Source organism: Parvibaculum sp. (genome assembly GCF_045863935.1).
Taxonomy (GTDB): domain Bacteria; phylum Pseudomonadota; class Alphaproteobacteria; order Parvibaculales; family Parvibaculaceae; genus Parvibaculum.
On the sequence record NZ_BTVP01000017.1, the window covers coordinates 1 to 22,125 of the forward strand.

Below are 22,125 nucleotides of genomic sequence, written 5' to 3' on the forward strand. Positions count from 1 at the left end.
TCAAATGGTCACGAGACTCTACTTCCGACTGGATGAAACTTGGGGCGCAGGTCAAGACAGATCCCACCCCTGGAATGGAGCTGTGCGCCTTGCTTCGCACAGATGCGGAAAAATCTTCGCCGCTAAGGGAGTAAGTACCTGAGTAGTACATCAGTGAATCGCCCCCGCGCACCAAGCCTGATTCAAGTAGCGCTACGCCGGACCCTGTACCCAAAGGAGTAGAGAATTCGACTTTGTAGAGTCCTTCCTTGAAACTCATAACGAGTCCTTTCTGAAAATCTTGCTGCCGACATTTACTCAGGGTTACCGGGGGCATTCAGGAAGACTCAGAAGATTGTTTGGCTCGGCGCCATCCGCTTCTGTTTTCAAATACTTCCTGCCGTTGTTGGTAGCCACGACGATCCATACCGTCTGCCCATTCCGGCTAACGTAGAAAGCCCAATCCTTGCTTTCGATTTTTCTGATCGCATCGTCGAGCGGGAGCGTCCAGCCGCCCCCGGCGCGGCCTCCGATACGTTCGATGCGCTCGTAAGGGCTATAGCGATCGTTCTTGTTAATGCATGAAACTTCTGCGGTCTGCGTCAACTTCGCCTCCATCAAAAATGGGGAGCGCCGTTGACAGTCAGCCCAAATCAGCCCAATTTTAGGCTGTCTTACAAGGACATGGCTCCCCGCATGACGCTCCAAGCTTTGCGGGATGCCACGAAGCCGGGGTGCCAGCCCCGGCTTTTTTCGTAGTATTCCTGACTAGACTGCCGTGATTCGGGGTTTGCGGTCTACAAATAGTCAATCGATATCACACAGATATAGTTTTGCAGGCGAAGAGCCCCGACCGGCTCGATGCACTCGTCTGGGCACTGACGGAATTGATACTCTCCGGCGAGGTGGGGGAGCCGTAGGTCAGGGGGGTGTGAGGGATAGCTTTCCCACGCCACAGCAGAATAAATGGAACGCAAGTACAGCCTTTTAAGAACCGAGCGGCGCTTGATTTATACTGCGAACTTGGGCAATACGGAACGTCGGGCCAATGACGCGAATACTGCCCTAAATGTCAGCAAAGCAAGAATGCAGCCAACCAAAGAACGGACCTCACACTCGTGTGCGGTGGGGGGAGGTGCCGTCGCTGATTCGCGTTCACGGGCAATACGCGCAGCTCCTCGGAAACTACAAGCGACCTCAGCGAACCCACGCGGCTCGGAGGGAGAGATATAACCGAGCCAAAAAACAGTACGACCTGAATTCCGCTTTCGAAATAGTCGACGAAATCTTCTCAATACAGACGCTTGATCGTGTTATCGATGACTATGCTCGATTCCCTAAAGCGCCCTGCGTTGTAATGCCCCATCCCGAGTGGGACTCCGGAGCACCGGTGTCCGAGCGGTTGCGGCCGACAAACGCCCTCCCATTCGCATACGCGGAAAGGCTGGCGCGGGAACTTGGGGGCGAGGTTTGTCGGGACATCCTTCAAGTTGCCCGTCCTGGGAGGACAAAACTTAAGGATTTTCAAAGGTTTATATGGCAGCCTAGGTTTGAAGGAATAGTCCGTCACGATTGTGCCTACATCTTGGTAGATGATGTGTGTCACTTCGGAGGCACATTAGCAGCACTTCGAAGCTATATCGTGGAGAATGGTGGAACTGTTGTTTCCGCGTCTACGTTGGCGTGCAATGATGGTAAAGACAGTCAGTTTCCTATTGCTGACCGCACCGTCAGGATGCTTAAAGATAGTCTTGATGAAGCGCTTGATGAAATTTGGCGCGAGGAGATCGGACATGACACAGAGTGTCTTACAGAGAATGAAGGGGTTTTTTTACTCCGTTGGCGTGAAAAACAGCCAAACGGAGATAGGGACGCCTTACTTCAACGAGTCCGAGAAGAGATTGCTGCTGCAAGGGCTTCATAATGCCTGCGAGGAGGCGGCTGAGGTTGCATCCGTGCGAGGTTACAAGGTCAATGACCGAGTAGCGCAAATTCGACGCGCCGCGGCCGAACGCGCCTGACGAAGCCCCGCTCCGGCGGGGCTTTTGCTTTGGGCACTGACGGAATTGATGCTCTCCGGCGAGGCGGGGGAGCCGAAGGTGAGGGGGTTGTGAGGGAGTCTGGATCGGCCGGACGCCGTTCTTCCCTTCACCTCCCCCTCGCGGGGAGGTCGATGCGCGAAGCGGATCGGGTGGGGGGCTCTTCACGAGACGCCCTCTACTGCTGAAGAAGATGTGTCCTGACGGATTCGAAATCCGGCTTCATTGGTTGTGCCACCGCCCGGAACCCCCACCGGGAAATTCGCGGGACCGCGAATTTCCCCGCCTCCCCGCAAGGGGGAGGCGAAGGGTGGGAAGCGCCACACGAATTCAAATCGGAGAACAAGACCCATGCCCAATCCGCTTGCCGCGCTTCTCGGCGCGTTGCGCCTTCGCGCGCCTGAAGCAAAGCAGTCCCGCGTCGCGCCGGTGATCGCGCTGCATATGCAGGGGCGCGCCGTGTGGACGCCGCGCGATTATGCGGCGCTGGCGGAGGAGGGCTACAGGCGCAATGCCGTTGCCTATCGCTGCGTGCGGCTGATCGCGGAGGCGGCGGCGAGCCTGCCCTGGCTGCTCTATGAGGGGACGCGGGAACTCAGCGAGCATCCGCTGCTCGCGCTCATCGAGCGGCCGAACGAGGGCCAGGCGGGCGCGGACTTTTTCGAGAGCTGGTACAGCTTCCTGCAGGTGGCGGGCAATGCTTACATGGAGCTTGTGGAGGTGGAGGGCGCCCCCCGCGAACTCCATGTGCTGCGCCCAGACCGCATGAAAGCCGTGCCGGGGCGGGCGGGTTGGCCCGAGGCTTACGAATATTCCGTCAACGGACGGGTGGTGACGATCCCCTGCGGGACGCAGAGCCCCGTGCTCCACATGCGGCTCTTCAACCCGGTGGACGATTATTACGGCATGAGCCCACTGGAAGCGGCGGCCTGCGCCATCGACATTCACAATGCGGCGGGAAGCTGGAACAAGTCGCTGCTCGACAATGCGGCGCGGCCTTCCGGCGCGCTCGTCTACAAGGGCGGCGAGGCGGGCGCGAACCTTACCGAGGACCAGTTCGAGCGGCTGAAACGCGAGCTTGCCGAGAACTACCAGGGCGCGGCGAATGCCGGCCGTCCGCTGCTGCTCGAAGGCGGGCTCGACTGGACGAGCATGGGGCTGACCCCGCAGGAAATGGATTTCATCGCGGCGAAACATGCCGCGGCGCGCGAGATCGCGCTTGCCTTCGGCGTGCCGCCCATGCTGCTCGGCATTCCCGGCGACAACACCTATGCGAATTTGCGCGAGGCGAACCGGGCCTTCTGGCGCGGCACGGTGCTGCCGCTCGCGGGCCGCACGGCGCGGGCGCTGACGCATTGGCTCGGGCCCCGCTACGAGGGCAAGCTCCGGCTCTGGTACGACGCGGACGGGGTGGACGCGCTCAGCGCCGACCGCGACGCGCTCTGGGCGCGCATCTCCCGCGCGGACTTCCTCAGCGATGCGGAAAAACGGGAGGCGGTGGGATATGGCAGCGTTACGAGGCGGACGTCTTCGACTGCCTGATGTTCCGCACCGCGACGATGACGCCGATGAAACCGAACACCATGAAGACGAAACCGAGGCCGACGCCCCGCATCTGGTAGGACAGGAAGATCAGCATGACCGCAACGACGAGGCTGAAGGCGCTGTGCGGCGTGAGCTTGTAACCCTTGAGGGTGACGAGGGCGGGCACGGCAATGCCGCGCGCGCGCGTTCGCTCTTCGAGCCAGACGAGGAGGATGGGGCCGCAAGCGAGCACCGCGCCCATGATGAGGATCATCCAGTGGTCTGTCGTCATGAAGCGGGCACTTTCAAAGGGATCGGCAGGGTGGAAGAGACAGCATACACCAAAGAAGGCCCGATGTGGGCGATAGACCGCCGCGTGCCCCTGGCCGTGATCGTGGCGATCGTCATGCAATCGGCGGCGGCACTCATCTGGGCGGGCGCCGCGAACGAGCGGCTCGCGGGGCTGGAAACGCGAACGGAGCGGATCGGCGAACTCGTCGAGCGCACGGCGCGGCTGGAAGAACAGGCGAAGGCGGCGAACGCGGCGCTCGGGAGGATCGAGGAGAGGCTGGGAAGACGATGAGGACTCCGCTAACCTTGCGCCGGGCATGATGCGAGGGAATGGGAGCGATGATTCAGGCGATAAGAGACCGGCGATTATGGGCGGCTCTGCTTGCCTTTCTTCTTCTCGGTCCCGTCTTCGGCATGCTCTTCGTCAACAGAGGGTGGATGGCACTTGCCTATCTGCTGGCGATTGTGGGGATCACGGCGGGCGTCATGTACGCCATTCCCGGCGAGACTGCCGAAGCGCTCGATACGGCATTCGGGCTGATCAGTCTGGCGGGCGTCGTGCACGGTATCGTGATCGCGTGGCGCCGTCAGCCGGACGAACCGCTGCGCTGGTATGCGCGCTGGCAGGGGTTTCTGGCCCTGCTGTCCATTCCGGCGCTGCTTGTTCTTGTCCGCTTCACGGTGCTGGAACCGTTCTTCATATCGGCTGGCTCAATGTCGCCGACGCTCAATCAGGGCGACTTCATCTTCGCGTCGCGGCGGGCCTACGATTTCGCGACGCCGCAGCGTGGCGATCTCATTGTCTTCAACGCAATGGGAGGAACGCCCTTCGTAAAGCGGGTGGTCGGGTTGCCAGGCGACAAGGTGCAGATGAAGAAGGGCGTGCTTCATCTGAACGGCGAGCCGGTCGTGCGGAAGGAAACCGTACCTTTTCCGTTCGAGACAGGTACGAGGCAGCGCGATGTTCCGCAGTTCATCGAAACGATGCCGGGTGGGCGCAGTCATGCCACGTTGGACCTCCATACGGACTCGGTCTGGGACGAGACCGGCGTCTACGACGTGACCGCCGGTTGCTACTTCGTGCTGGGTGACAACCGGGACAACTCCCACGACAGTCGCGTGCCGGACATGAGCTGCGTGGCGGAAGACGACGTCGTGGGCAAGGTGTGGCTGCGCTACTGGAACGGGCGAACGCGGTCGCCGGTACTCGACTATCCGGAGTAGGAGCGGATCGAGGAGAGGCTGGGGAGGTGAGGCCCCCAAAATAATACGTCACCCCCGGGCCCTTCTTTCAAATTTAAGGAGGCCGGGGGTCCAGGGCGGCGGGCACCGAGCAAGCGGCTCCTGGATTGCCGGGTCAAGCCCGGCAATGACGGTTGTATTTTGATGTGAAGGCGCCCGGTGGCGCCTTTTTTGTTGCGCGGAAACATTCCCATACGGAGGAAACGAGTGAAAGAACCCGTGGGCGAACAGGCGGGCGAGCGGAAGGCCGCGCGCTTCGAGGCGAAGGCGGTGAAGGCGGATGGGAGCTTCGAGGGTTATGCCTCGCTCTTCGGCGCGGAGGATCTGGGCCGCGACGTGGTGATGCCCGGCGCGTTCCGCAAATCGCTCCTGAAGCGGGCGCCGCGCGGCGTGAAGCTTCTCTACCAGCACGAGCCGAACGAGGTGATCGGCACCTGGGAGGAGATCGCGGAGGATGCGCGCGGGCTCTTCGTGCGCGGGCAGTTGCTGACCGATGTCAGGCGCGCCCGCGAGGTGCTGGCGCTGATGCGCGCCGGCGCCGTCGACGGATTGTCCATCGGCTATCACGTCGTGAAGGCCGAAACGGACCGCGCGAGCGGCACGAGGCGGCTCATCGAGGTGGACCTCTGGGAGATTTCGGTCGTGACCTTTCCGATGCTGCCCGCAGCCCGGGTGAGCGCGGTGAAGGGCACGCGGCCGACGACACGCGAATTCGAACGCTGGCTCATGCAGGACGCTGGGTTCAGCCGGACCGAAGCCCGGACGATCGTCCAGCGGGGCTTCAAGGCGCTGCCCGCCCCGCGGGAGGCGGGAGGTGGCGACCAGGCGCTTGCCCGCGCGCTGCGGGCGGCGGCACGGCTTTTCACGAGCTGAACCCGACACATACGAACATCATCAACGGAGACGACACATGTCGCATTGGAATGACGGCGTGCCGCGCATCGGCGCGTCGCTGAAGGAAGAGGCGCGCGCGCCGGAGACGAAGAGCGAGGGCATGCGGGCCGCGAGCGCGCATGAGGTGCGCGATGCGATGGACGAGTTCCTCTCGTCCTTCGAGGATTTCAAATCCGCCAACGACGAACGCCTCGGCGAACTGGAGCGCAAGCTCACCGCCGACGTGCTGTCGGAGGAAAAGGTGGAGCGCATCAACCGCGCGCTCGACACGCAGAAGAAGAAGCTCGACGAGCTGACGCTGGCCGCACGCCGCCCGGAAATCGGCGGCGCCGCGGAGGGCGGGATCGCCGGCCGCGAACACAAACGCGCCTTCGACCGCTATGTGCGCAAGGGCGAGGCACATGAGCTGCGCGGGCTGGAGGCGAAGGCGCTGTCGGCGCAGTCCGATCCCGATGGCGGCTACCTGGTGCCCTCCGAGACGGAGCGCATGATCGACCGCATCGTGTCGGAAGTCTCGCCCATCCGCGCGATTGCGGGCATCCGGCAGATCGGCGCGTCGAGCTACAAGAAGCCCTTCGCGACCGGCGGGTTGCAGACGGGCTGGGTCGGCGAAACGGAAGCGCGGCCGCAGACGGCGACACCGGCGCTCGCCGAGATCGAGTTTCCGGCGATGGAGCTCTACGCGATGCCGGCGGCCACATCGACGCTGCTCGACGACGCGGCGGTCAATATCGACCAGTGGCTCGCCGAGGAGGTGCAGACGGCCTTCGCCGAGCAGGAGGGTTCCGCCTTCGTGGCGGGCGACGGCGTGAAGAAGCCGCGCGGCTTCCTCGACTACGACCGCGTGGCCGATGGCGCCTGGGAATGGGGCAAGCTCGGCTTCATCGCGACGGGCAACGAGGGCGCCTTCCCCACATCCAATCCGGGCGACAAGCTGATCGACCTCATCTATGCGGTGAAGGCGGGCTACCGCGCGAACGGCCGCTTCGTGATGAACCGTTCGACCCAGGCCGCGATCCGCAAGTTCAAGGACACGGACGGCAACTATCTCTGGCAGCCGGGCCTTTCCGCCGGCCAGCCGCCGACGCTCCTGAACTATCCGGTGACGGAGGCCGAAGACATGCCGTCGGTTGCCGCCGACGCGCCCGCCATCGCTTTCGGCGATTTCCGGCGGGGATATCTCATCGTCGACCGGCTGGGCGTGCGCGTGCTGCGCGATCCCTACAGCGCCAAGCCTTACGTGCTCTTCTACACCACGAAGCGCGTGGGCGGCGGCGTGCAGAACTTCGAGGCGATCAAGTTCCTCCAGTTCTCGGCGTGAGGTGACGCAATGCGCGACATGCATAGCGGACTGAAGACGGTGCTCACGCTGGAGCCGAAGCCGACGGCGGAAACGCGCTACGGCGCGCCCGTCGACCGCCGCGGCTTCGGCGCGGTGGAGCACATCGTCTGCATCGGCACGGCGGGTGACGTGCTTTCGGAGGCGGTCTCGATCGCCTGCCTGCTCGAAGCCTCCGACGACGCCTCGAACTGGACGCCGGTGACGGCGGAAAGCGAGGTGCTGGGCGATGCGCCGGACGAGACGGGCATCTTCGCCCTCATCGGGGACGAGAGCGGCGACCAGCGCGACTACCGCATCGGTTATGTGGGCCCCGCCCGCTACACGCGGGTGGCGGTGGTGCTGACGGGTGAACATGTTGAGGGCACGCCGGTTTCGGCGCTTGCGCTTCTCGGGTTCGCGCAACTGAAGCCGGTGGAATAGTCGCCAATCAAACCGTCATGACCCGGCTTGTCCGGGTCATCCACGTCTTACTTCCTGCCAACTCCAAGACGTGGATGGCCCGCATAAAGCGGGCCATGACGGCTTTCCTTGTCAAATGGATTAACCCCATGACCCTGACCCTTCTGACCGGACCGGCGGAGGAGCCGGTGTCGCTCGCCGAGGCGCGGGCGCATCTGAAGCTCGACGCGACGGAGGAAGACGCGTTGCTGACGGCGCTTCTCACCGCGGCGCGCGCAACGCTCGAAGCGGAAACGCGCCGCGCCTTCGTGACGCAGAGCTGGCGGCTGACGCTCGACGACTGGCCGCCGCGTCCCATCGAACTGCCGCTGGCGCCGGTGGCATCCGTGACGGCGGTGACAGTTGCCTCGCTCAGCGGCGCGATGCTGCCGCTCGATCCGGCCTTCTACGAGGTGGACGCAGGCGGCGAACCGGCTCGTATCGCGGTCAAGCACGGACAGGCATGGCCCATGCCCGCAACGCGGCTGGCCGGCATCGCCATCGACTTCAGCGCGGGCTACGGCACGGCAGCGGATGTGCCCATGCCGCTCCGCCAGGCCGCGCTGATGCTCGCCGCCCACTGGTTCGAGCACCGCGAACCCGTGGGCGACGGCGCGAAACTGCCGCGCACGGTTTCGGCGCTGGTGAAACCCTATCGGAGACTGCGGCTGTGAACGCGATCGCCGAAATGCGCGAGCGCGTGACGCTGCAATCGCCCATGCGCTCGGCCGACGGCGCAGGCGGCGCGGATGTGAGCTGGACGGACGTGACAACCGTCTGGGCGAAGGTCGAGGAGGGGGCGGGCAGCGAGCGGCTGACCGGCGAAAGGCTTGCCGCGCGGGCGGCGCTCACCCTGACGATCCGCCATCGCGCCGGCCTCACCACGGAAATGCGCGCGCTCTGGAACGCACGCGTGCTGAACATCCGCGCCGTCCGCGACAGGGACGGGCGGAAGCGCTTTCTTACACTTGAATGCGAGGAGGAGAGATGAACGCCGACCTCGCATTGCAGAAGGCGATCTATGCGCGGCTTGCGGGCGATGTGGGCCTCGCCGCGCTCGTCGCCGCGCGCATCTACGATAATGTGCCGGGCGATGCGGGCTTTCCGCATCTGGCGCTTGGCGAAAACGAAACGCGCGACTGGCCGGGCGGCACGGAACACCGGCTGGCGCTGCATGTGTTTTCACGGGGCGGCGGCCGCGCGGAGGCAAAGCGCGTCATGGGCGCGGTGAACGCCGCCCTGCACGACGCCTCCCTGACGCTCGAGGACCACGCGCTCGTCAATCTGCGTTTCCTCGACGGAACGACGCGGCGCGAAGCGGACGGCATCACCTGGCGCGGCACGATCCGCTTTCGCGCCGTGACGGAAGAAACAGGAGAGACGACATGACGGCCCAGAAAGGCAAGGACCTGCTGCTGAAACTCGACAGCGACGGGGAGGGAAGTTTCGTCACCGTGGCCGGCCTGCGCTCACGCGCCATCGCCTTCAATGCGCGTGCCGTCGACGTGACGCATGCGGAATCGGCCGGGCGCTGGCGCGAGCTGCTGGAAGGCGCGGGCGTGCGCTCGGCGGGCATCACCGGGCGCGGCATCTTCAAGGATGGCGCGTCGGACGCCAGCGTGCGTGAGATATTCTTTGCCGGTGCGATCCGCGCCTGGCAGGTGGTGATCCCCGATTTCGGCACGGTGGCAGGCCCGTTCCAGATCACCGCGCTCGAATTTTCCGGCGAGCATGACGGCGAAGTCAGTTTCGACCTCGCGCTCGAAAGCGCGGGGGAAATTACCTTCGCGGCGGCGTGACGATGGCCAACAGACATCGCGGCGAGATCGAGGCCGTGCTCGATGGCGAGCGGATGACGCTGGTGCTGACGCTGGGCGCGCTGGCCGAACTCGAACAGGCATTCGGCGGCGAGGACATGCTGGTCCTTGCGAGCCGCTTCGAGACGGGCCGGATTTCGGCGATGGATGCGGTGCGGATCATCGGCGCCGGCCTGCGCGGCGCGGGCTATGAGCGCAGCGACGAAGATGTTGCCCGCATGACGGCGGAAGGCGGCGCGGCGGGCTTCATCGCGATTGTTGCGGACCTCCTCTCCGCAACATTCGGCGGCGGTGCAACGTGATCTCCGCGACAGAGGAGGCGCGCTTCCCCTGGGACGGCGCGATGACGCTCGGGCTCGGCACGCTGCGCCTTGCGCCGGAGACCTTCTGGCGCATGACGCTGCCGGAACTCGCGGCGGCGGCGCGCGCCGTGAGGCCGGGGGTCCGGGCGGCGATGCGGCGAGACGAGCTTGCGTCGATGATGGCGCGGTTTCCCGACGGGAAAGACGGGGATGGCCCGCCCGCCTGAATTACAAAGGAGGGCGGGCCATGACGGCTGAGAGAGTTTGAATGACATGACAGACACAGACCCGGAAGAACTCGCCCGCGCGATGGCGCAGGCGGGCGAGGCGGCGCGCAGCTTTGCGCTCGACAGCGAACGCGCGCTGAAATCCGTGAGCGACGAGATGCGCCGCGCGACGCGCGAGGGCCGCGATTTCGGCGACGCGCTTGCCAATGCCTTCGAAGGCGCCGCGCTGAAAGGCAAGTCGCTTTCCGAGGTTTTGAAGAAACTCGCGCTCGACCTGTCGCGCGTGGCTCTGGAGCAGGCAACGCAGGCCATTTCAGGCGCCGTGTCGAGCGGCATCGGCAATCTCGTCGGCGGCCTTATCGCAAGCGCGGACGGCAATGCCTTTGCGGATGGGCGCGTGCTGCCCTTCGCGAAAGGCGGCGTGATCGCGAGCCCGATGCTGTTTCCGCTGCGCGGCGGTACGGGGCTCGCAGGCGAGGCGGGAGCGGAAGCGATCCTGCCGCTCCGGCGCGGCGCGGACGGGCGGCTCGGCGTGGCATCCGAAGGCGGGACGGCGGGAATGAACATCACCTTCAACGTGACGGCGGCGGACGCCGCAAGTTTCCGGCGGTCGGAATCGCAGATCGCCGCGATGCTCGCCCGGGTGGGCGCGCGCGGACAGCGGAACCTGTGACAGGAGGAAACGCAGCATGGCCTTTCATGAAATCCGCTTTCCGCTCGAGATCGCGCTTGGCGCGTCGGGCGGCCCGGAACGGCGCACGGAAATCGTGACGCTCGGCTCGGGCCGCGAGGAGCGCAACAGCCCCTGGGCGATGTCGCGGCGGCGCTATAATGCGGGGCTCGGAGTGAAGAAGCTCGACGACATTCACGAGGCGGTCGCCTTCTTCGAGGCACGGCACGGACGGCTGCACGGCTTTCGCTGGCGCGACCGCGCCGACTGGAAGAGCGGCAGCCCCGGCGCATCCGTCACGCCGCTCGACCAGGTGCTTGGCGTGGGCGACGGCGCGCGCACGGCATTCCAGCTCGTGAAGACTTATGTGTCGGGCGCGGCGAGCTACGCGCGCGAGATCGTGAAACCGGTGACGGGAAGCCTGCGCGTCGCGGTGGCGGGCGAGGCGATGGAGGAGGGCGCGGATTTCAGCGCCGACCATGCGACCGGCGTTGTGACATTCGCCGTGGCGCCGGGCGAAGGCGCCGCCGTGACGGCGGGTTTCGAGTTCGATGTGCCTGTGCGCTTCGACACCGATTTCCTCGACATCAATCTCGCCGCTTTCGAGGCAGGCAGTGTGCCGGACATTCCGGTGGTGGAGATAAGGCTCTAGGTCATGAAGACACTCTCTCCCGACTTCGCCGCGCATGTCGCGAGCGGAACGACGACGCTTGCCTGGTGCTGGCGGCTCACGCGGCGCGATGGCGCTGTGCTCGGCTTCACGGAGCATGACCGCGATCTCGTCTTCGACGGCACGACCTTCGAGGCGGCGGCGGGTTTCACCGCCTCGGCACTTGAAAGCACGAACGGGCTCAATGTCGACAATCTCGATGTGACGGGCGCGCTATCTTCCGCGCGTCTCGACGAGGGCGATCTCGCGGCGGGGCTCTATGACGACGCGGAAATCGAGATCTGGCGTGTGAACTGGCAGGACGCGGAAGCGCGCGTGCCGATGCGCAAGGGCAATCTCGGCGAGGTGTCGCGCTCGGGCGCCGCCTTCACGGCGGAGCTGCGCGGCCTCGCGCACCGTCTGAACCAGCCGGTGGGCCGGCTCTATCAATTCGGATGCGATGCCGATTTCGCCGATGCGCGTTGTGGCCTCGACGCGGCGGAGTGGACGGCGGAGGGCATCGTGACGGGGGCGAGCGGCAATCGCGAATTGACGAGCGAGGGACTGGACGCCTTCGCCGCCGGACACTTCACGCGCGGGCTTCTGACCTTCACGAGCGGCGCGAACGAAGGCGCGTCCATGGAAGTGAAGGCGCATGGAAGCGGCGGCGCGCTCGAGCTCTGGCGGGCCATGGCGCGCGACATTGCGCCCGGCGATACCTTCACCGTGATCGCGGGATGCGACAAGCAGTTCGAAACCTGCCGACTGAAATTCGCCAACCGGGAAAACTTTCGCGGCTTTCCGCATATGCCGGGCAGCGACTTCGTGATTGCAAGAGCGGGAAGCTGACATGACGGCACGCGAGGAAATCGTCGCCGTGGCGCGCTCCTGGATCGGCACGCCCTATCGGCATCAGGCAAGCGTGAAAGGCGCGGGCAGCGACTGTCTCGGCCTTCTGCGGGGCGTCTGGCGCGAGGTGGTGGGCCCCGAACCCGAAACGCCGCCCGCCTATACGGCGGGGTGGGCGGAGGCGCCAGGCGGCGGTGGCGAGGAGACGATGGCGGAAGCGGCCAGGCGGCACATGACCGAAATCGGCGTCGGCGAAGCGCGCGCGGGCGACGCCGTGTTGTTCCGCATGCGGGCGAACGGGCCAGCGAAGCACGCTGCCATCCTGAGCGCGGAGAACCGCATGATCCATGCCTGGTCTGGCCGCGCGGTTGTGGAGACGGCGATGGGGCGCTGGTGGCACGCGCGGGCGGCCTGTGCGTTCCGCTTTCCCGGTGTGGAGGACTGACGGATGGCGACACTTGCCCTTTCGAGCGTGGGTTCAGCGCTCGGCAGCACGCTGCTGCCCTCGGGTCTGAGTTTTCTGGGCGCGACGATTTCCGGCGCGGCGATCGGCAGCGCGCTCGGCACGCTGGCGGGCTCCTATATCGACCAGCAGCTCTTCGGATCATCGGCGAGTGCGACGGGACCGCGGCTCGGCGACCTTCATGTGATGGCGTCGAGCGAAGGCGCGCCGATCCCGCGCGTCTATGGCCGCGCCCGGCTTGGCGGACAGGTGATCTGGGCGACGGATTATGTGGAGCATCGCAGCACGCGCTCGTCGGGCGGCGGCAAGGGGGGCGGTTCGCCGGCGAGCGTCACGGAATTCAGCTACACGGTTTCCTTTGCCGTTGCGCTTTGCGAAGGCGAGGTGACACGGATCGGCCGCGTCTGGGCGGACGGCAAGCCGCTCTCGCTTGCGAATGTGACATGGCGGCTTCACACGGGAAGCGAAACACAGGAAGCCGATCCGCTGATCGAGGCAAGCGAGGGCGATGCGCCTGCCTATCGCGGTACGGCCTATGCCGTGTTCGAGGATTTCGACGTTTCGCCCTTCGGCAACCGCATTCCGCAACTGAGTTTCGAAATCTTCCGCACGCTCGACGATGTGGAGGGGCTGGTGCGCGCGGTGACGGTGATCCCCGGCGCGGGTGAGTTCGTCTACGACACACAGGCGATACGCGAGATCCTGACCGAGACGTCGAGCCGCACGATCAATGTGCACACCTCGGGCGGGCAGGCGGATTTCGCCGTCGCGATGGACGAGCTCGAAGCGGCGCTGCCGAATGCGCGCGCGGTGTCGCTCGTCGTTTCCTGGTTCGGCAGCGACCTGCGCGCCGCCGAATGCGAGGTGCGCCCGAAGGTCGAACTGGCGCACAAGATCACATGGCCGGGTGCGTGGAGCGTGGCGGGCGTGACGCGCGGGGCGGCGCAGACGGTGAGCGAGGCGGACGGCAAGCCGGCATTCGGAGGCACGCCGTCGGATGCAAGCGTGATGCGCGCGATCGCGGACCTGCGCGCACGCGGGCTCTCCATCACTTTCTATCCCTTCCTGATGATGGACATTCCGGCGGGCAACGCGCTTCCCGATCCGTCGGGCGAGGGTACGCAGGCGGCTTATCCCTGGCGTGGGCGGATCCGGCCGGTGGGCGAAGCAGGTGCGGATGTCTCTGCCTTTTTCGGCAGCGCGACGCCGGGGGCCGGCGAATGGTCCTACCGGCGCATGGTGTTGCACTACGCAGCCCTTTGCGCGGCGGCGGGCGGCGTCGACGCCTTCCTGATCGGCTCCGAACTCAGAGGCCTGACGCAGGCGCGCGACGCGGAAGGAAATTATCCCGCCGTCGAGGCCCTGCGGACGCTCGCGGGCGACGTGCGCGGCATTCTCGGACCCGATACGAAAATCTCCTACGCCGCCGACTGGTCCGAATATCGCGGGCACGACATGGGCGGCGGCGCCTTTGCCTTCCATCTCGATCCGCTCTGGGCGGACGGGAACATCGACTTCGTCGGCATCGACATGTACGCGCCGCTGACGGACTGGCGCGACGGCCATGCGCATCTCGATGCGGCGGAGCATGGCTCGATCTACGACCCCGGCTATTTGCGCAGCCGCATCGCGGGCGGCGAGGGTTTCGACTGGTACTACGCGAGCGGCGAGGACCGCATGGCGCAGAACCGCACGCCCATCACGGACGGCGCCTATGGCAAGCCCTGGGTCTGGCGCGCGAAGGATTTGAAGAGCTGGTGGTCGAACGCGCATCACGACCGGCCGGGCGGCATCGAGGCCGCGTCGCCGACGGCATGGGTGCCGCAATCGAAGCCGATCTGGTTTACGGAACTCGGCTGCGCCGCCGTCGACAAGGGAACGAACGAGCCCAATGTCTTCACGGATGCAAAATCGTCGGAGAGCGCGCTGCCGCATTTCTCGCGCGGCACCCGCGACGACTTCATCCAGCGCCGCTTCATCGAGGCGGAAATGTCGTTCTGGGACGCGGGCCACGCCGACCACCCCGAAGGCGCGAACCCGGTATCCTCCGTCTATGGCGGGCGGATGGTCGATGCCTCGCGGATGTTTTTCTGGACCTGGGACGCGCGGCCTTTTCCCGCCTTTCCGGAGCGGAGCGACATCTGGGCGGATGCGGTCAACTGGAGGTTGGGTCACTGGCTCAACGGGCGCATGGGGGCGGCGCCGCTGCCGGCGCTCATTCGCGCGATCATGCGGGAGGTGGGGTTCGAGGATTTCGACGCGGGCGATCTTCACGGCGTCGTGGAGGGCTTCGTCATCGACCGCATCATGTCGCCTCGCGCGGCAATCGAACCACTGATGCTTACCGGTTTCTTCGATGCGGCGGAGACGGAGGGGGCGATCCGCTTCCGTCACTTTACAGGCGAACCTCTCGTAGTACTCGCGGCCGGGAATCTCGCCGTCGCGGAGGAGAGCGCGGCGCCCGGCTGGCGCCTCACGCGCGGTCAGGAAACGGAACTGCCCTTGTCCGCGAAGCTCACCTATATCGACGGCGGCGCGGATTACCGGCAGGCGGCGGTCGAGGCGCGCAGGCTTTCGGGCGGCAGCGAGCGCGTGGCATCGACGGCGCTTCCCATGGTGCTGTCGCAGGCCGAAGCGCAGATCGTCGCCGACGTCTGGCTGCAGAAGACATGGGTAGAGCGCGAAAGAGCGGAACTCGCGCTGCCACCGAGCCTGATTGCGCTCGACCCCGGCGACCACGTGACGCTCGATCTCGGAACGCGCGAGGCGGTTTACCGGCTCACAGGCGTGACCGATGCAGGCGCGCGCGAGGCGAATGCGGTTGCGAGCGAGCGAAGCCTTTTCGGCGCTTCGGCAGCGCCCGCTCGCGAGACCGTGCCCGCCACGGCGGAAAGCTACGGCGCGCCGCTGGTCGTGTTCATGGATTTGCCGCTCGTGACGGGGGAGGAAACGCCGCATGCGCCGCGCATCGCGGCGGCGGCCGATCCATGGGCGGGCGTGGCGGTCTACCGGGATGCGGGCGCGGGCTTCGAGCTCGATCTCGTGCTGCGCGCGCCCGCTACACTTGGACGGACGATGACACCGCTCGCGGCTGGCCCCACATCGCGCTGGGACGAAGCGAACCTCCTCACCGTTGCGCTTTCAAGCGGGACGCTCGCGAGCGCCGATGCGCTGGCCGTGCTTTCGGGCGCGAACCGGGCGGCGCTCGAAACGCCGGAGGGCGACTGGGAGGTGATTCAGTTCCGCGAGGCCGCATTGGTCGCGCCGGACACTTATGAGTTGCGCGGGCTTCTGCGCGGCCAGGCGGGCACGGAGGTGGCGATGCGTGCGCCGCTGGAAGAAGGTGCGCGCTTCGTGCTGCTGGACAGCGCGGTGGCGGAGCTTCGCCTTGCGGAGGAGGAACGGGGGCTTGCTCGCGACTGGACGGTGGGGCCGGCGCCGCTGCCCTACGACGATCCTGCCTATGTGAGCGTCAGGCGTGCCTTCGAGGGCGTGGGGCTGAGACCGCTGAGCCCCGTGCATCTTCGTGCAAGGCGCGAGGCGACGGGCGCGATCCGTCTCACCTGGGTTCGCCGCACACGCATCGGCGGCGACAACTGGACCGGGCTCGATGTGCCGCTCGGCGAGGAGATCGAGGCCTATGAAGTGGAAATCCGCGACGGAGAGACCGTGAAGCGCACGATCGCAGCTTCATCGGCCGAAGCTGTCTACGGCACGGCGGAGCAGACGTCCGACTTCGGCAGCACGGATTTCACCGGCCTCGACGTCACCGTCTATCAATTGAGCCGCGCCTTCGGCCGCGGCACCGGAAGGAGCACGCATCTTCATGTCTGACACGTTCCATCTCGGCCTTCCCTTTCTCGAAGCGGCGCAGGCACAAAAACATGTGACCGTGAACGAGGCGTTGCGGCGGCTCGATGCCTTGCTGCATCTCTCCGTCGCGTCGCGCACGCTTGCAAGCCCGCCTGCCGAACCGGAAGAAGGTGCGCGTTACATCGTTGCGGCCGATGCGGCGGAGGGCTGGGCGGGACATGAGGGAGAAGTCGCAGCGCTGATCGACGGCGCCTGGACTTTCTTCACGCCGAAAGCCGGCTGGCGCGCGCATGACGAAGCGGATGGCGCGCTGCTGCTTCACGACGGCGAAAGCTGGTCGCTATTTCCCGGCGGTTCCGGCCTTGCCGGTGCAAGCGGCGCGGCAACGAGCCTGACCCTCGTGGAGGGCGAGCATGAAGTGGGGACGGGCGCAAGCTCCGACACATCCTTCGTTATCCCCGACAGGGCCATCGTGCTCGGCGTGACCGGTGTCGTGACGGAGGCGATCACGGGCGCGGCATCCTGGAAACTCGGCGTTGCCGACGATCCAGCGCGCTACGGCAACACGATCGGCGTGAGTCTGGGCAGCACGGTGATCGGACCGAGCGGCACACCGCTCGCCTATTACGGCGCAACGGCTCTTCGCGTGACCGCCGAGGGCAGCGACTTCACAGGCGGCAAGGTGCGCCTCGCGATCCACTGCATAGAGCTGACCGGTCCGGAGTGGTGAGACCCGGACCTTGACGATGTTCCATCGTTGTTCTTAAATATAGGAATAAATACCTCATCAGGAGCCGTCAGGCATCATGCGCAGGCAGGTCAGATCGATCGGAAGGGAGGCGGGGCCAAGCGGGTTGGCCGATCTCGCGCTGACCCTTCGCGAGCTTGCCAAGGGCGAGGATGAGGAAGGACGCAGGGCGCTTGCCTGGGCGCTCGTGAACCGTCGGGCGTCGCCCGAAGACGCAGCTGACCGCGACTACATGCTGGCGCTGGCGGCGCTCTGCCGGGCGCTGGCAGATGCCGAAACGGACCCGACACAGGGCGCAACACGCTTCCATCCGCATACGGAATGCCCCGGCTGGGCGGCGAGGGAGACCCCGCGCGCGCTGGTCGGCGGCTATCTCTTCTACGCGCCCCGGGCAGCGGGGCTTCATGACCGAAAGGAGCTTTAAATGGACTATTTTCTGGGTGGTTTGCTCTCCGGCGCCTTCGCCGAATGGATCGAGGCAATTCTCGCCGTCGTCGGCGCGGCCTCGGCTGTGGCTGCCGCCACACCGACGAAAAAGGACGACACCGTCGTCGGCGCCATCTCTCAGGTGGTCGACCTGCTGGCACTCAATGTCGGGTACGCGCGGCGGAAATAGGCCGGTCCGCCTGCATTTCGATCGAATTCGAGGTTTTACTTTTAGTATTCGGTAAACCTTGAGGCTGCATAATCGCCATAACCAACCCCCTGCATCCAGGCCGAGCGCCGGACGGCAAAAGACAGATGGGGAAGCAGATGGCGAGGAAGATTTTCTATCATCGCAGATCCCGCCGGCGCGTCCTTGCGGCGGCGGGTCTTGCCCTGTCCGCGCTGGTGTTCTTCTCGGCCGGACTTTATGCGGGGTTTAATCTCGCATCCCTGTTCACGCCTGCGCACCTGTCCAGCACGACTGAACGAACGGCGTCGTTTGCCGCAGCGGAATTCTGACGCCGCCGTCTTCCCACCTCCAATCCCTCCCCAGACTTCTCCCAAAACCACGCAGACCTGCCGTTCCAATCCGGACAGCGGGGCCCATTGCTGCTAGAAAAACCGCCGCGGAAGAAAAACGGCAGGGCGGCGCGACATGGACCTTCATCTCAACGGCAAACGGGCACTCGTCTCGGGCAGCCATCGCGGTACCGGACGCGCCATCGCGCATGCGCTGGCACGCGAGGGCGCGCATGTGCTCGTTCACGGCTTCGAACTCGACGCGGCCGAAATTGTGGCTTCGGAAATTCGCCAGGCGGGGTTCCCGGCGAGCGCCGTTGCAGGCGACATCACGCGCGACGATGGCGCGGCCGCCGTTGCCGAAGCAGCAGGCGAAATCGATATTCTCATCAACAATTACGGCACGGCCGATGCGGGCTCGTGGACGCGCACGGAAACCGACGGCTGGATCGATGCCTATGAAAAGAACGTGCTCTCCGCCGTTCGCCTGACGCGCGCCTTCATGGGCGGCATGAAGGAGAAGGGCTGGGGCCGTATCGTCATGCTGGGCACCATCGGTTCGACGGAGCCCGCGGCGCGCATGCCGCATTACTACGCCTCGAAGGGCGCACTCGCGACAATGACCGTTTCACTCGCGAAGGAACTGGCGGGGACGGGCGTTACCGTCAATCTCGTCTCGCCCGGTCTCATCCGCACGAGGGAAGTCGAGGAACGCTTTCTGAAACAGGGCCGCGAGCGCGGCTGGGGCGAGACCTGGGAAGAGGTCGAGCCGCATGTGCTGAAAAGCTTCATGGGAAATCTGACCGGGCATATTCCGCTTCCGGAGGAAATCGCAAACCTCGTTGCCTTTCTGGCGAGCCCCCTTTCCGGCGCCATCGATGCGCTCAATATTCGCATCGACGGCGGCACGACCGCGCTTGTCACATAAGAAAAGACTGGGAGATTGAAATGCAGCCATTCCGGTTCGATCTTTGCGAACTGCCGGGCGAGACGGAAGGTCTCCGCGAGGAGATAAGGACTTTCCTCGCCGAGGAACTGCCGAAGATTCCGAAAGTGACACGGGCACAGACGTGGTCCGGATCGGATGCCGGCTTCAGCCGCAAGATGGGTGCGAAGGGCTGGATCGGCATGACATGGCCGAAGCAATATGGCGGGCATGAGCGAAGCTTCTTCGACCGCTATGTAATGCTGGAGGAAATGCTCGCGGCGGGCGCTCCGGTGGGTGCGCACTGGATCGGCGACCGGCAATCGGGGCCTCTGCTGCTGCGCTTCGGCACGGAAGAGCAACGCCAGAAAATCCTGCCGCGCGTCGCAAAAGGCGAATGCTATTTCTGCATCGGCATGTCGGAGCCGGATTCGGGTTCGGACCTGGCCGCCACGCGGACCCGCGCCGACAAGGTGGATGGCGGCTACAAGGTGAACGGCACCAAGCTCTGGACCTCGGGCGCACACACCGCGCATTACATGATCGGTCTTTTTCGCACCAACCTCGACCCGCAGAACAAGCATGCGGGGCTGACGCAGTTCCTCGTCGACCTCAAGAACACGGACGGCATCACCATTCGCCCCATCAAGGATCTGGCGGGCAATGCGCATTTCAACGAGGTCGTGTTTCAGGATGCCTTCGTGCCCGACGACATGATGGTCGGCACGGAAGGTGGCGGCTGGGGTCAGGTGACGGCGGAACTCGCCTTCGAGCGCTCGGGGCCGGAACGCTATCTCTCGAGCTTCATGCTGATGGTCGAGATGATCCGCGAACTCGAAAAGCGCGGTGGCATGGAGGACGCGCGAGAGATCGGCCGCCTCGTTGCGCATCTCGTGACGCTGCGCCAGATGTCGCTTTCGGTCGCGGGGATGCTCGAAAAGGGCGAGAACCCGGCCCTCGAGGCCTCGGTTGTGAAGGATCTCGGCGCGATCTTCGAACAGGACATGCCGGTGCGCGCGCATGAACTGCTGGGCATCGAGCCGATGGTGGGCGAGGGCAGCGACTACGAGCAGGTGCTCGGCTACCTCACGCAGACGGTGCCTTCCTTCTCGCTGCGCGGCGGTACGCGCGAAATCCTGCGCGGCATCATCGCCCGCGGGCTTGGACTGCGCTGAGGGAGAAAGCCATGAACGAATTGCAGACCATTCTGTCGGACAGCGTGAACGGGCTTCTCGCCGAACGCGTGACGAAGTCGCTCGTGCAGAAGGCGGAGGAGGGGGATTTTCCGGCCGCGCTCTGGAACGAGGTCGAAGCGAACGGACTGACCCGCGTGCTCGTGCCCGAAGCCGGGGGCGGGGCGGGCGGCACCTGGGCAGATGCCGCCATCGTGCTCAAGGCCGCGGGCGAACACGTCGCGCCGCTGCCGCTGGCGGATGCGCTGCTCGCGAACTGGTTTCTCGCAACGGCCGGCATCGAGGTGCCGGAAGGCGTCACGACGCTTCTTGAGGGCGACTTCACGCTCGACGGCGGCAAGCTCTCCGGTGTGGCGCCGCGCGTCTCTTTCGGGCGCAACGCGCGACATGGCGTCGCCATCGCGCAAGGCGAGGTGGTGCTGGTTTCGCTCGACGGAGCGGCGATCGAACATGGCATCAACGTCGCACGAGAACCGCGCGACCGTGTGGTGTTGAAGGGCGCGGCGGCGACGGCGAAGAAGGCCACGCTGCCCGCGAATGCAATGAGGCTTTACGGCGCCCTTATCCGTGCCTGCCAGATGGCGGGCGCGCTCGGCTATCTTTCGTCGCAATCGGTCGCCTATGCGAACGAGCGCACCCAGTTCGGCAAGCCCATCGGAAAGTTCCAGGCGATCCAGCAGCAGCTCGCCGTGCTTTCGACGCAGGCAGCCGCGTGTGGCGTGATCACCGACTACGCCTGTGCGCAGGCCGACAAGCGCGGGCACGATGCGGCATTCGAGATTGCCGCCGCGAAGATCCGCGTGGACGATGCATCGAGCATCGCGACGTCGATCGCGCATCAGGTGCACGGCGCGATCGGCTTCACCTACGAACACGGGCTTCACTTCGCGACGCGGCGCCTCTGGTCATGGCGCGCGGAGTTCGGCGCGGGCCGCGACTGGGCGGAAGAACTTGGCCGCGAAACGATTGCGGCGGGCGCCGACGCGCTCTGGCCGCGCGTGACCGCGAGATAGATTTCGATATCGCAAGAGGACAGAAGCCGATGAAAGTTTCCGAAGCCCTGAAGAGCCGCATCACCTGCCGCGCCTTTCTCGACAAGCCGGTGCCGGAAGAGACGGTGCGGCAAATTCTCGAGGAGGCGAAATATGCGCCGTCGGGCGGCAATCTCCAGCCCTGGCATGTCTATGTGCTGACGGGCGCCAGGCTGAAGGAATTTCTCTCGATCATCGAGACGAAACAGAAGGATGCTCCCTTCGGCGAGGGGACGGAATACGATATCTACCCGAAGGGCCTGACCGATCCCTACAAGGCGCGCCGCTTCAAATGCGGCGAGGACATGTACGCGACAATCGGTGTGACGCGCGAGGACAAGGCGGGCCGGCTGCAGCAGTTCGCGCGCAACTTCCGCTTCTTCGATGCGCCGGTCGCCATGTTCTTCGCCATCGACCGGCAGATGGGCCTTGGCCAATGGTCCGACCTCGGCATGTTCATCCAGTCGGTGATGCTCGCCTCCCGCGAGCACGGGCTTCACACGGCGCCGCAGGAAGCCTGGGCGATCTGGTACAAGACCGTCTCGGAATTCGTGGCCATTCCCGAGAACCTCATGCTCTTCTGCGGGATGGGCCTCGGCTATATGGACGAGGGCGCGCCCATTAATAAATTGCGGACCGAAAGGGCGCCGCTGGAGGAATTTGCGACGTTTTCCGGATTCTGAGTGGCGCTTCCTGAAAGATACATGCAAATTCCGTTCATCACGGGTTCAGCGTCGCTGGCTT

General features: G+C 65.2%; 28 protein-coding genes and 1 pseudogene. 26 read left to right on the forward strand and 3 right to left on the reverse strand.

Annotated features, from left to right (window positions below):
• Together ACKUUH_RS08885 and ACKUUH_RS08890 are read right to left on the reverse strand one after the other, a co-directional pair.
• Nucleotides 1-259, reverse strand: a pseudogene (locus ACKUUH_RS08885) (hypothetical protein); the annotation flags it as partial.
• Nucleotides 260-303: 44 nt separating this feature from the next.
• The gene (locus ACKUUH_RS08890; RefSeq protein WP_407949539.1) at nt 304-585 is read right to left on the reverse strand and encodes a DUF3892 domain-containing protein; all 282 of its coding nucleotides are present in this window, start codon (nt 583-585) and stop codon (nt 304-306) included.
• Between the two features lie 1,187 nt (nt 586-1,772).
• Between ACKUUH_RS08890 and ACKUUH_RS08895 the strand changes: the two genes are divergently transcribed.
• Nucleotides 1,773-2,000 carry a hypothetical protein gene (locus ACKUUH_RS08895; protein ID WP_407949540.1) on the forward strand — a complete coding sequence of 76 codons (228 nt, stop codon included), beginning with the start codon at nt 1,773-1,775 and terminating at the stop codon, nt 1,998-2,000.
• 369 nt (nt 2,001-2,369) lie between these two features.
• Nucleotides 2,370-3,560 carry a phage portal protein gene (locus tag ACKUUH_RS08900; protein WP_407949541.1) on the forward strand — a complete coding sequence of 397 codons (1,191 nt, stop codon included), beginning with the start codon at nt 2,370-2,372 and terminating at the stop codon, nt 3,558-3,560.
• On the opposite strand, the gene ACKUUH_RS08905 is transcribed toward ACKUUH_RS08900, so the two are convergent.
• Nucleotides 3,532-3,834 (reverse strand): hypothetical protein, encoded by a 303-nt coding sequence (locus tag ACKUUH_RS08905; RefSeq protein WP_407949542.1) that lies wholly within the window; start codon nt 3,832-3,834, stop codon nt 3,532-3,534. The genes ACKUUH_RS08900 and ACKUUH_RS08905 overlap by 29 nt on opposite strands.
• 30 nt (nt 3,835-3,864) lie before the next feature.
• Between ACKUUH_RS08905 and ACKUUH_RS08910 the strand changes: the two genes are divergently transcribed.
• The 24 genes from ACKUUH_RS08910 (at nt 3,865) to ACKUUH_RS09025 (ending at nt 22,064) form a co-directional block, all read left to right on the forward strand.
• Nucleotides 3,865-4,125 carry a hypothetical protein gene (locus ACKUUH_RS08910; RefSeq protein ID WP_407949543.1) on the forward strand — a complete coding sequence of 87 codons (261 nt, stop codon included), beginning with the start codon at nt 3,865-3,867 and terminating at the stop codon, nt 4,123-4,125.
• A gap of 38 nt (nt 4,126-4,163) precedes the next feature.
• Nucleotides 4,164-5,057, forward strand: coding sequence for a signal peptidase I (gene lepB, locus ACKUUH_RS08915; protein ID WP_407949544.1), 894 nt, complete (start codon nt 4,164-4,166; stop codon nt 5,055-5,057).
• 225 nt (nt 5,058-5,282) lie between these two features.
• Nucleotides 5,283-5,948 (forward strand): HK97 family phage prohead protease, encoded by a 666-nt coding sequence (locus ACKUUH_RS08920; protein WP_407949545.1) that lies wholly within the window; start codon nt 5,283-5,285, stop codon nt 5,946-5,948.
• A gap of 37 nt (nt 5,949-5,985) precedes the next feature.
• Complete coding sequence (locus ACKUUH_RS08925; protein ID WP_407949546.1) at nt 5,986-7,290, forward strand: phage major capsid protein; 1,305 nt, start codon at nt 5,986-5,988, stop codon at nt 7,288-7,290.
• Between the two features lie 9 nt (nt 7,291-7,299).
• Entirely contained in the window at nt 7,300-7,731 is a 432-nt protein-coding gene (locus tag ACKUUH_RS08930) for a hypothetical protein (RefSeq protein WP_407949547.1), read from the forward strand.
• A 128-nt stretch (nt 7,732-7,859) separates the two neighbouring features.
• Nucleotides 7,860-8,423 carry a head-tail connector protein gene (locus ACKUUH_RS08935; RefSeq protein ID WP_407949548.1) on the forward strand — a complete coding sequence of 188 codons (564 nt, stop codon included), beginning with the start codon at nt 7,860-7,862 and terminating at the stop codon, nt 8,421-8,423.
• Nucleotides 8,420-8,740: a phage head closure protein gene (locus ACKUUH_RS08940; RefSeq protein WP_407949549.1), complete on the forward strand. Its 321-nt coding sequence runs from the start codon at nt 8,420-8,422 to the stop codon at nt 8,738-8,740. Before ACKUUH_RS08935 ends, ACKUUH_RS08940 begins: the two co-directional genes overlap by 4 nt.
• The gene (locus tag ACKUUH_RS08945) at nt 8,737-9,138 is read left to right on the forward strand and encodes a DUF3168 domain-containing protein (protein WP_407949550.1); all 402 of its coding nucleotides are present in this window, start codon (nt 8,737-8,739) and stop codon (nt 9,136-9,138) included. Before ACKUUH_RS08940 ends, ACKUUH_RS08945 begins: the two co-directional genes overlap by 4 nt.
• Complete coding sequence (locus ACKUUH_RS08950) at nt 9,135-9,548, forward strand: phage major tail protein, TP901-1 family (protein WP_407949551.1); 414 nt, start codon at nt 9,135-9,137, stop codon at nt 9,546-9,548. Before ACKUUH_RS08945 ends, ACKUUH_RS08950 begins: the two co-directional genes overlap by 4 nt.
• A gap of 2 nt (nt 9,549-9,550) precedes the next feature.
• Nucleotides 9,551-9,868, forward strand: coding sequence for a gene transfer agent family protein (locus tag ACKUUH_RS08955; protein WP_407949552.1), 318 nt, complete (start codon nt 9,551-9,553; stop codon nt 9,866-9,868).
• Complete coding sequence (locus ACKUUH_RS08960) at nt 9,865-10,095, forward strand: rcc01693 family protein (RefSeq protein ID WP_407949553.1); 231 nt, start codon at nt 9,865-9,867, stop codon at nt 10,093-10,095. The genes ACKUUH_RS08955 and ACKUUH_RS08960 overlap by 4 nt, the downstream gene beginning before the upstream one ends.
• Nucleotides 10,096-10,141: 46 nt before the next feature.
• Nucleotides 10,142-10,768, forward strand: a complete 627-nt coding sequence (locus ACKUUH_RS08965) for a phage tail tape measure protein (protein ID WP_407949554.1) — start codon at nt 10,142-10,144, stop codon at nt 10,766-10,768.
• Between the two features lie 16 nt (nt 10,769-10,784).
• Nucleotides 10,785-11,417, forward strand: coding sequence for a TIGR02217 family protein (locus ACKUUH_RS08970; RefSeq protein ID WP_407949555.1), 633 nt, complete (start codon nt 10,785-10,787; stop codon nt 11,415-11,417).
• A 3-nt stretch (nt 11,418-11,420) separates the two neighbouring features.
• Complete coding sequence (locus tag ACKUUH_RS08975; protein ID WP_407949556.1) at nt 11,421-12,263, forward strand: DUF2163 domain-containing protein; 843 nt, start codon at nt 11,421-11,423, stop codon at nt 12,261-12,263.
• Between the two features lies 1 nt (nt 12,264).
• Entirely contained in the window at nt 12,265-12,708 is a 444-nt protein-coding gene (locus tag ACKUUH_RS08980; protein WP_407949557.1) for an NlpC/P60 family protein, read from the forward strand.
• A gap of 3 nt (nt 12,709-12,711) precedes the next feature.
• Nucleotides 12,712-16,560: a glycoside hydrolase/phage tail family protein gene (locus tag ACKUUH_RS08985; RefSeq protein WP_407949558.1), complete on the forward strand. Its 3,849-nt coding sequence runs from the start codon at nt 12,712-12,714 to the stop codon at nt 16,558-16,560.
• A complete protein-coding gene (locus tag ACKUUH_RS08990) occupies nt 16,553-17,269 on the forward strand; it encodes a DUF2793 domain-containing protein (RefSeq protein ID WP_407949559.1) in 717 nt (238 codons plus the stop codon). Before ACKUUH_RS08985 ends, ACKUUH_RS08990 begins: the two co-directional genes overlap by 8 nt.
• A 76-nt stretch (nt 17,270-17,345) precedes the next feature.
• Entirely contained in the window at nt 17,346-17,711 is a 366-nt protein-coding gene (locus tag ACKUUH_RS08995) for a hypothetical protein (RefSeq protein WP_407949560.1), read from the forward strand.
• Nucleotides 17,712-17,903: a hypothetical protein gene (locus ACKUUH_RS09000; RefSeq protein ID WP_407949561.1), complete on the forward strand. Its 192-nt coding sequence runs from the start codon at nt 17,712-17,714 to the stop codon at nt 17,901-17,903.
• Nucleotides 17,904-18,040: 137 nt separating this feature from the next.
• The gene (locus ACKUUH_RS09005; protein WP_407949562.1) at nt 18,041-18,232 is read left to right on the forward strand and encodes a hypothetical protein; all 192 of its coding nucleotides are present in this window, start codon (nt 18,041-18,043) and stop codon (nt 18,230-18,232) included.
• A gap of 136 nt (nt 18,233-18,368) precedes the next feature.
• The gene (locus ACKUUH_RS09010) at nt 18,369-19,160 is read left to right on the forward strand and encodes an SDR family NAD(P)-dependent oxidoreductase (RefSeq protein WP_407949563.1); all 792 of its coding nucleotides are present in this window, start codon (nt 18,369-18,371) and stop codon (nt 19,158-19,160) included.
• Nucleotides 19,161-19,180: 20 nt separating this feature from the next.
• Nucleotides 19,181-20,332, forward strand: coding sequence for an acyl-CoA dehydrogenase family protein (locus ACKUUH_RS09015; protein ID WP_407949564.1), 1,152 nt, complete (start codon nt 19,181-19,183; stop codon nt 20,330-20,332).
• A gap of 11 nt (nt 20,333-20,343) precedes the next feature.
• Nucleotides 20,344-21,363: an acyl-CoA dehydrogenase family protein gene (locus ACKUUH_RS09020; RefSeq protein ID WP_407949565.1), complete on the forward strand. Its 1,020-nt coding sequence runs from the start codon at nt 20,344-20,346 to the stop codon at nt 21,361-21,363.
• 29 nt (nt 21,364-21,392) lie between these two features.
• The gene (locus ACKUUH_RS09025) at nt 21,393-22,064 is read left to right on the forward strand and encodes a nitroreductase (protein ID WP_407949566.1); all 672 of its coding nucleotides are present in this window, start codon (nt 21,393-21,395) and stop codon (nt 22,062-22,064) included.
• The last annotated feature ends 61 nt before the right edge of the window (nt 22,065-22,125 follow it).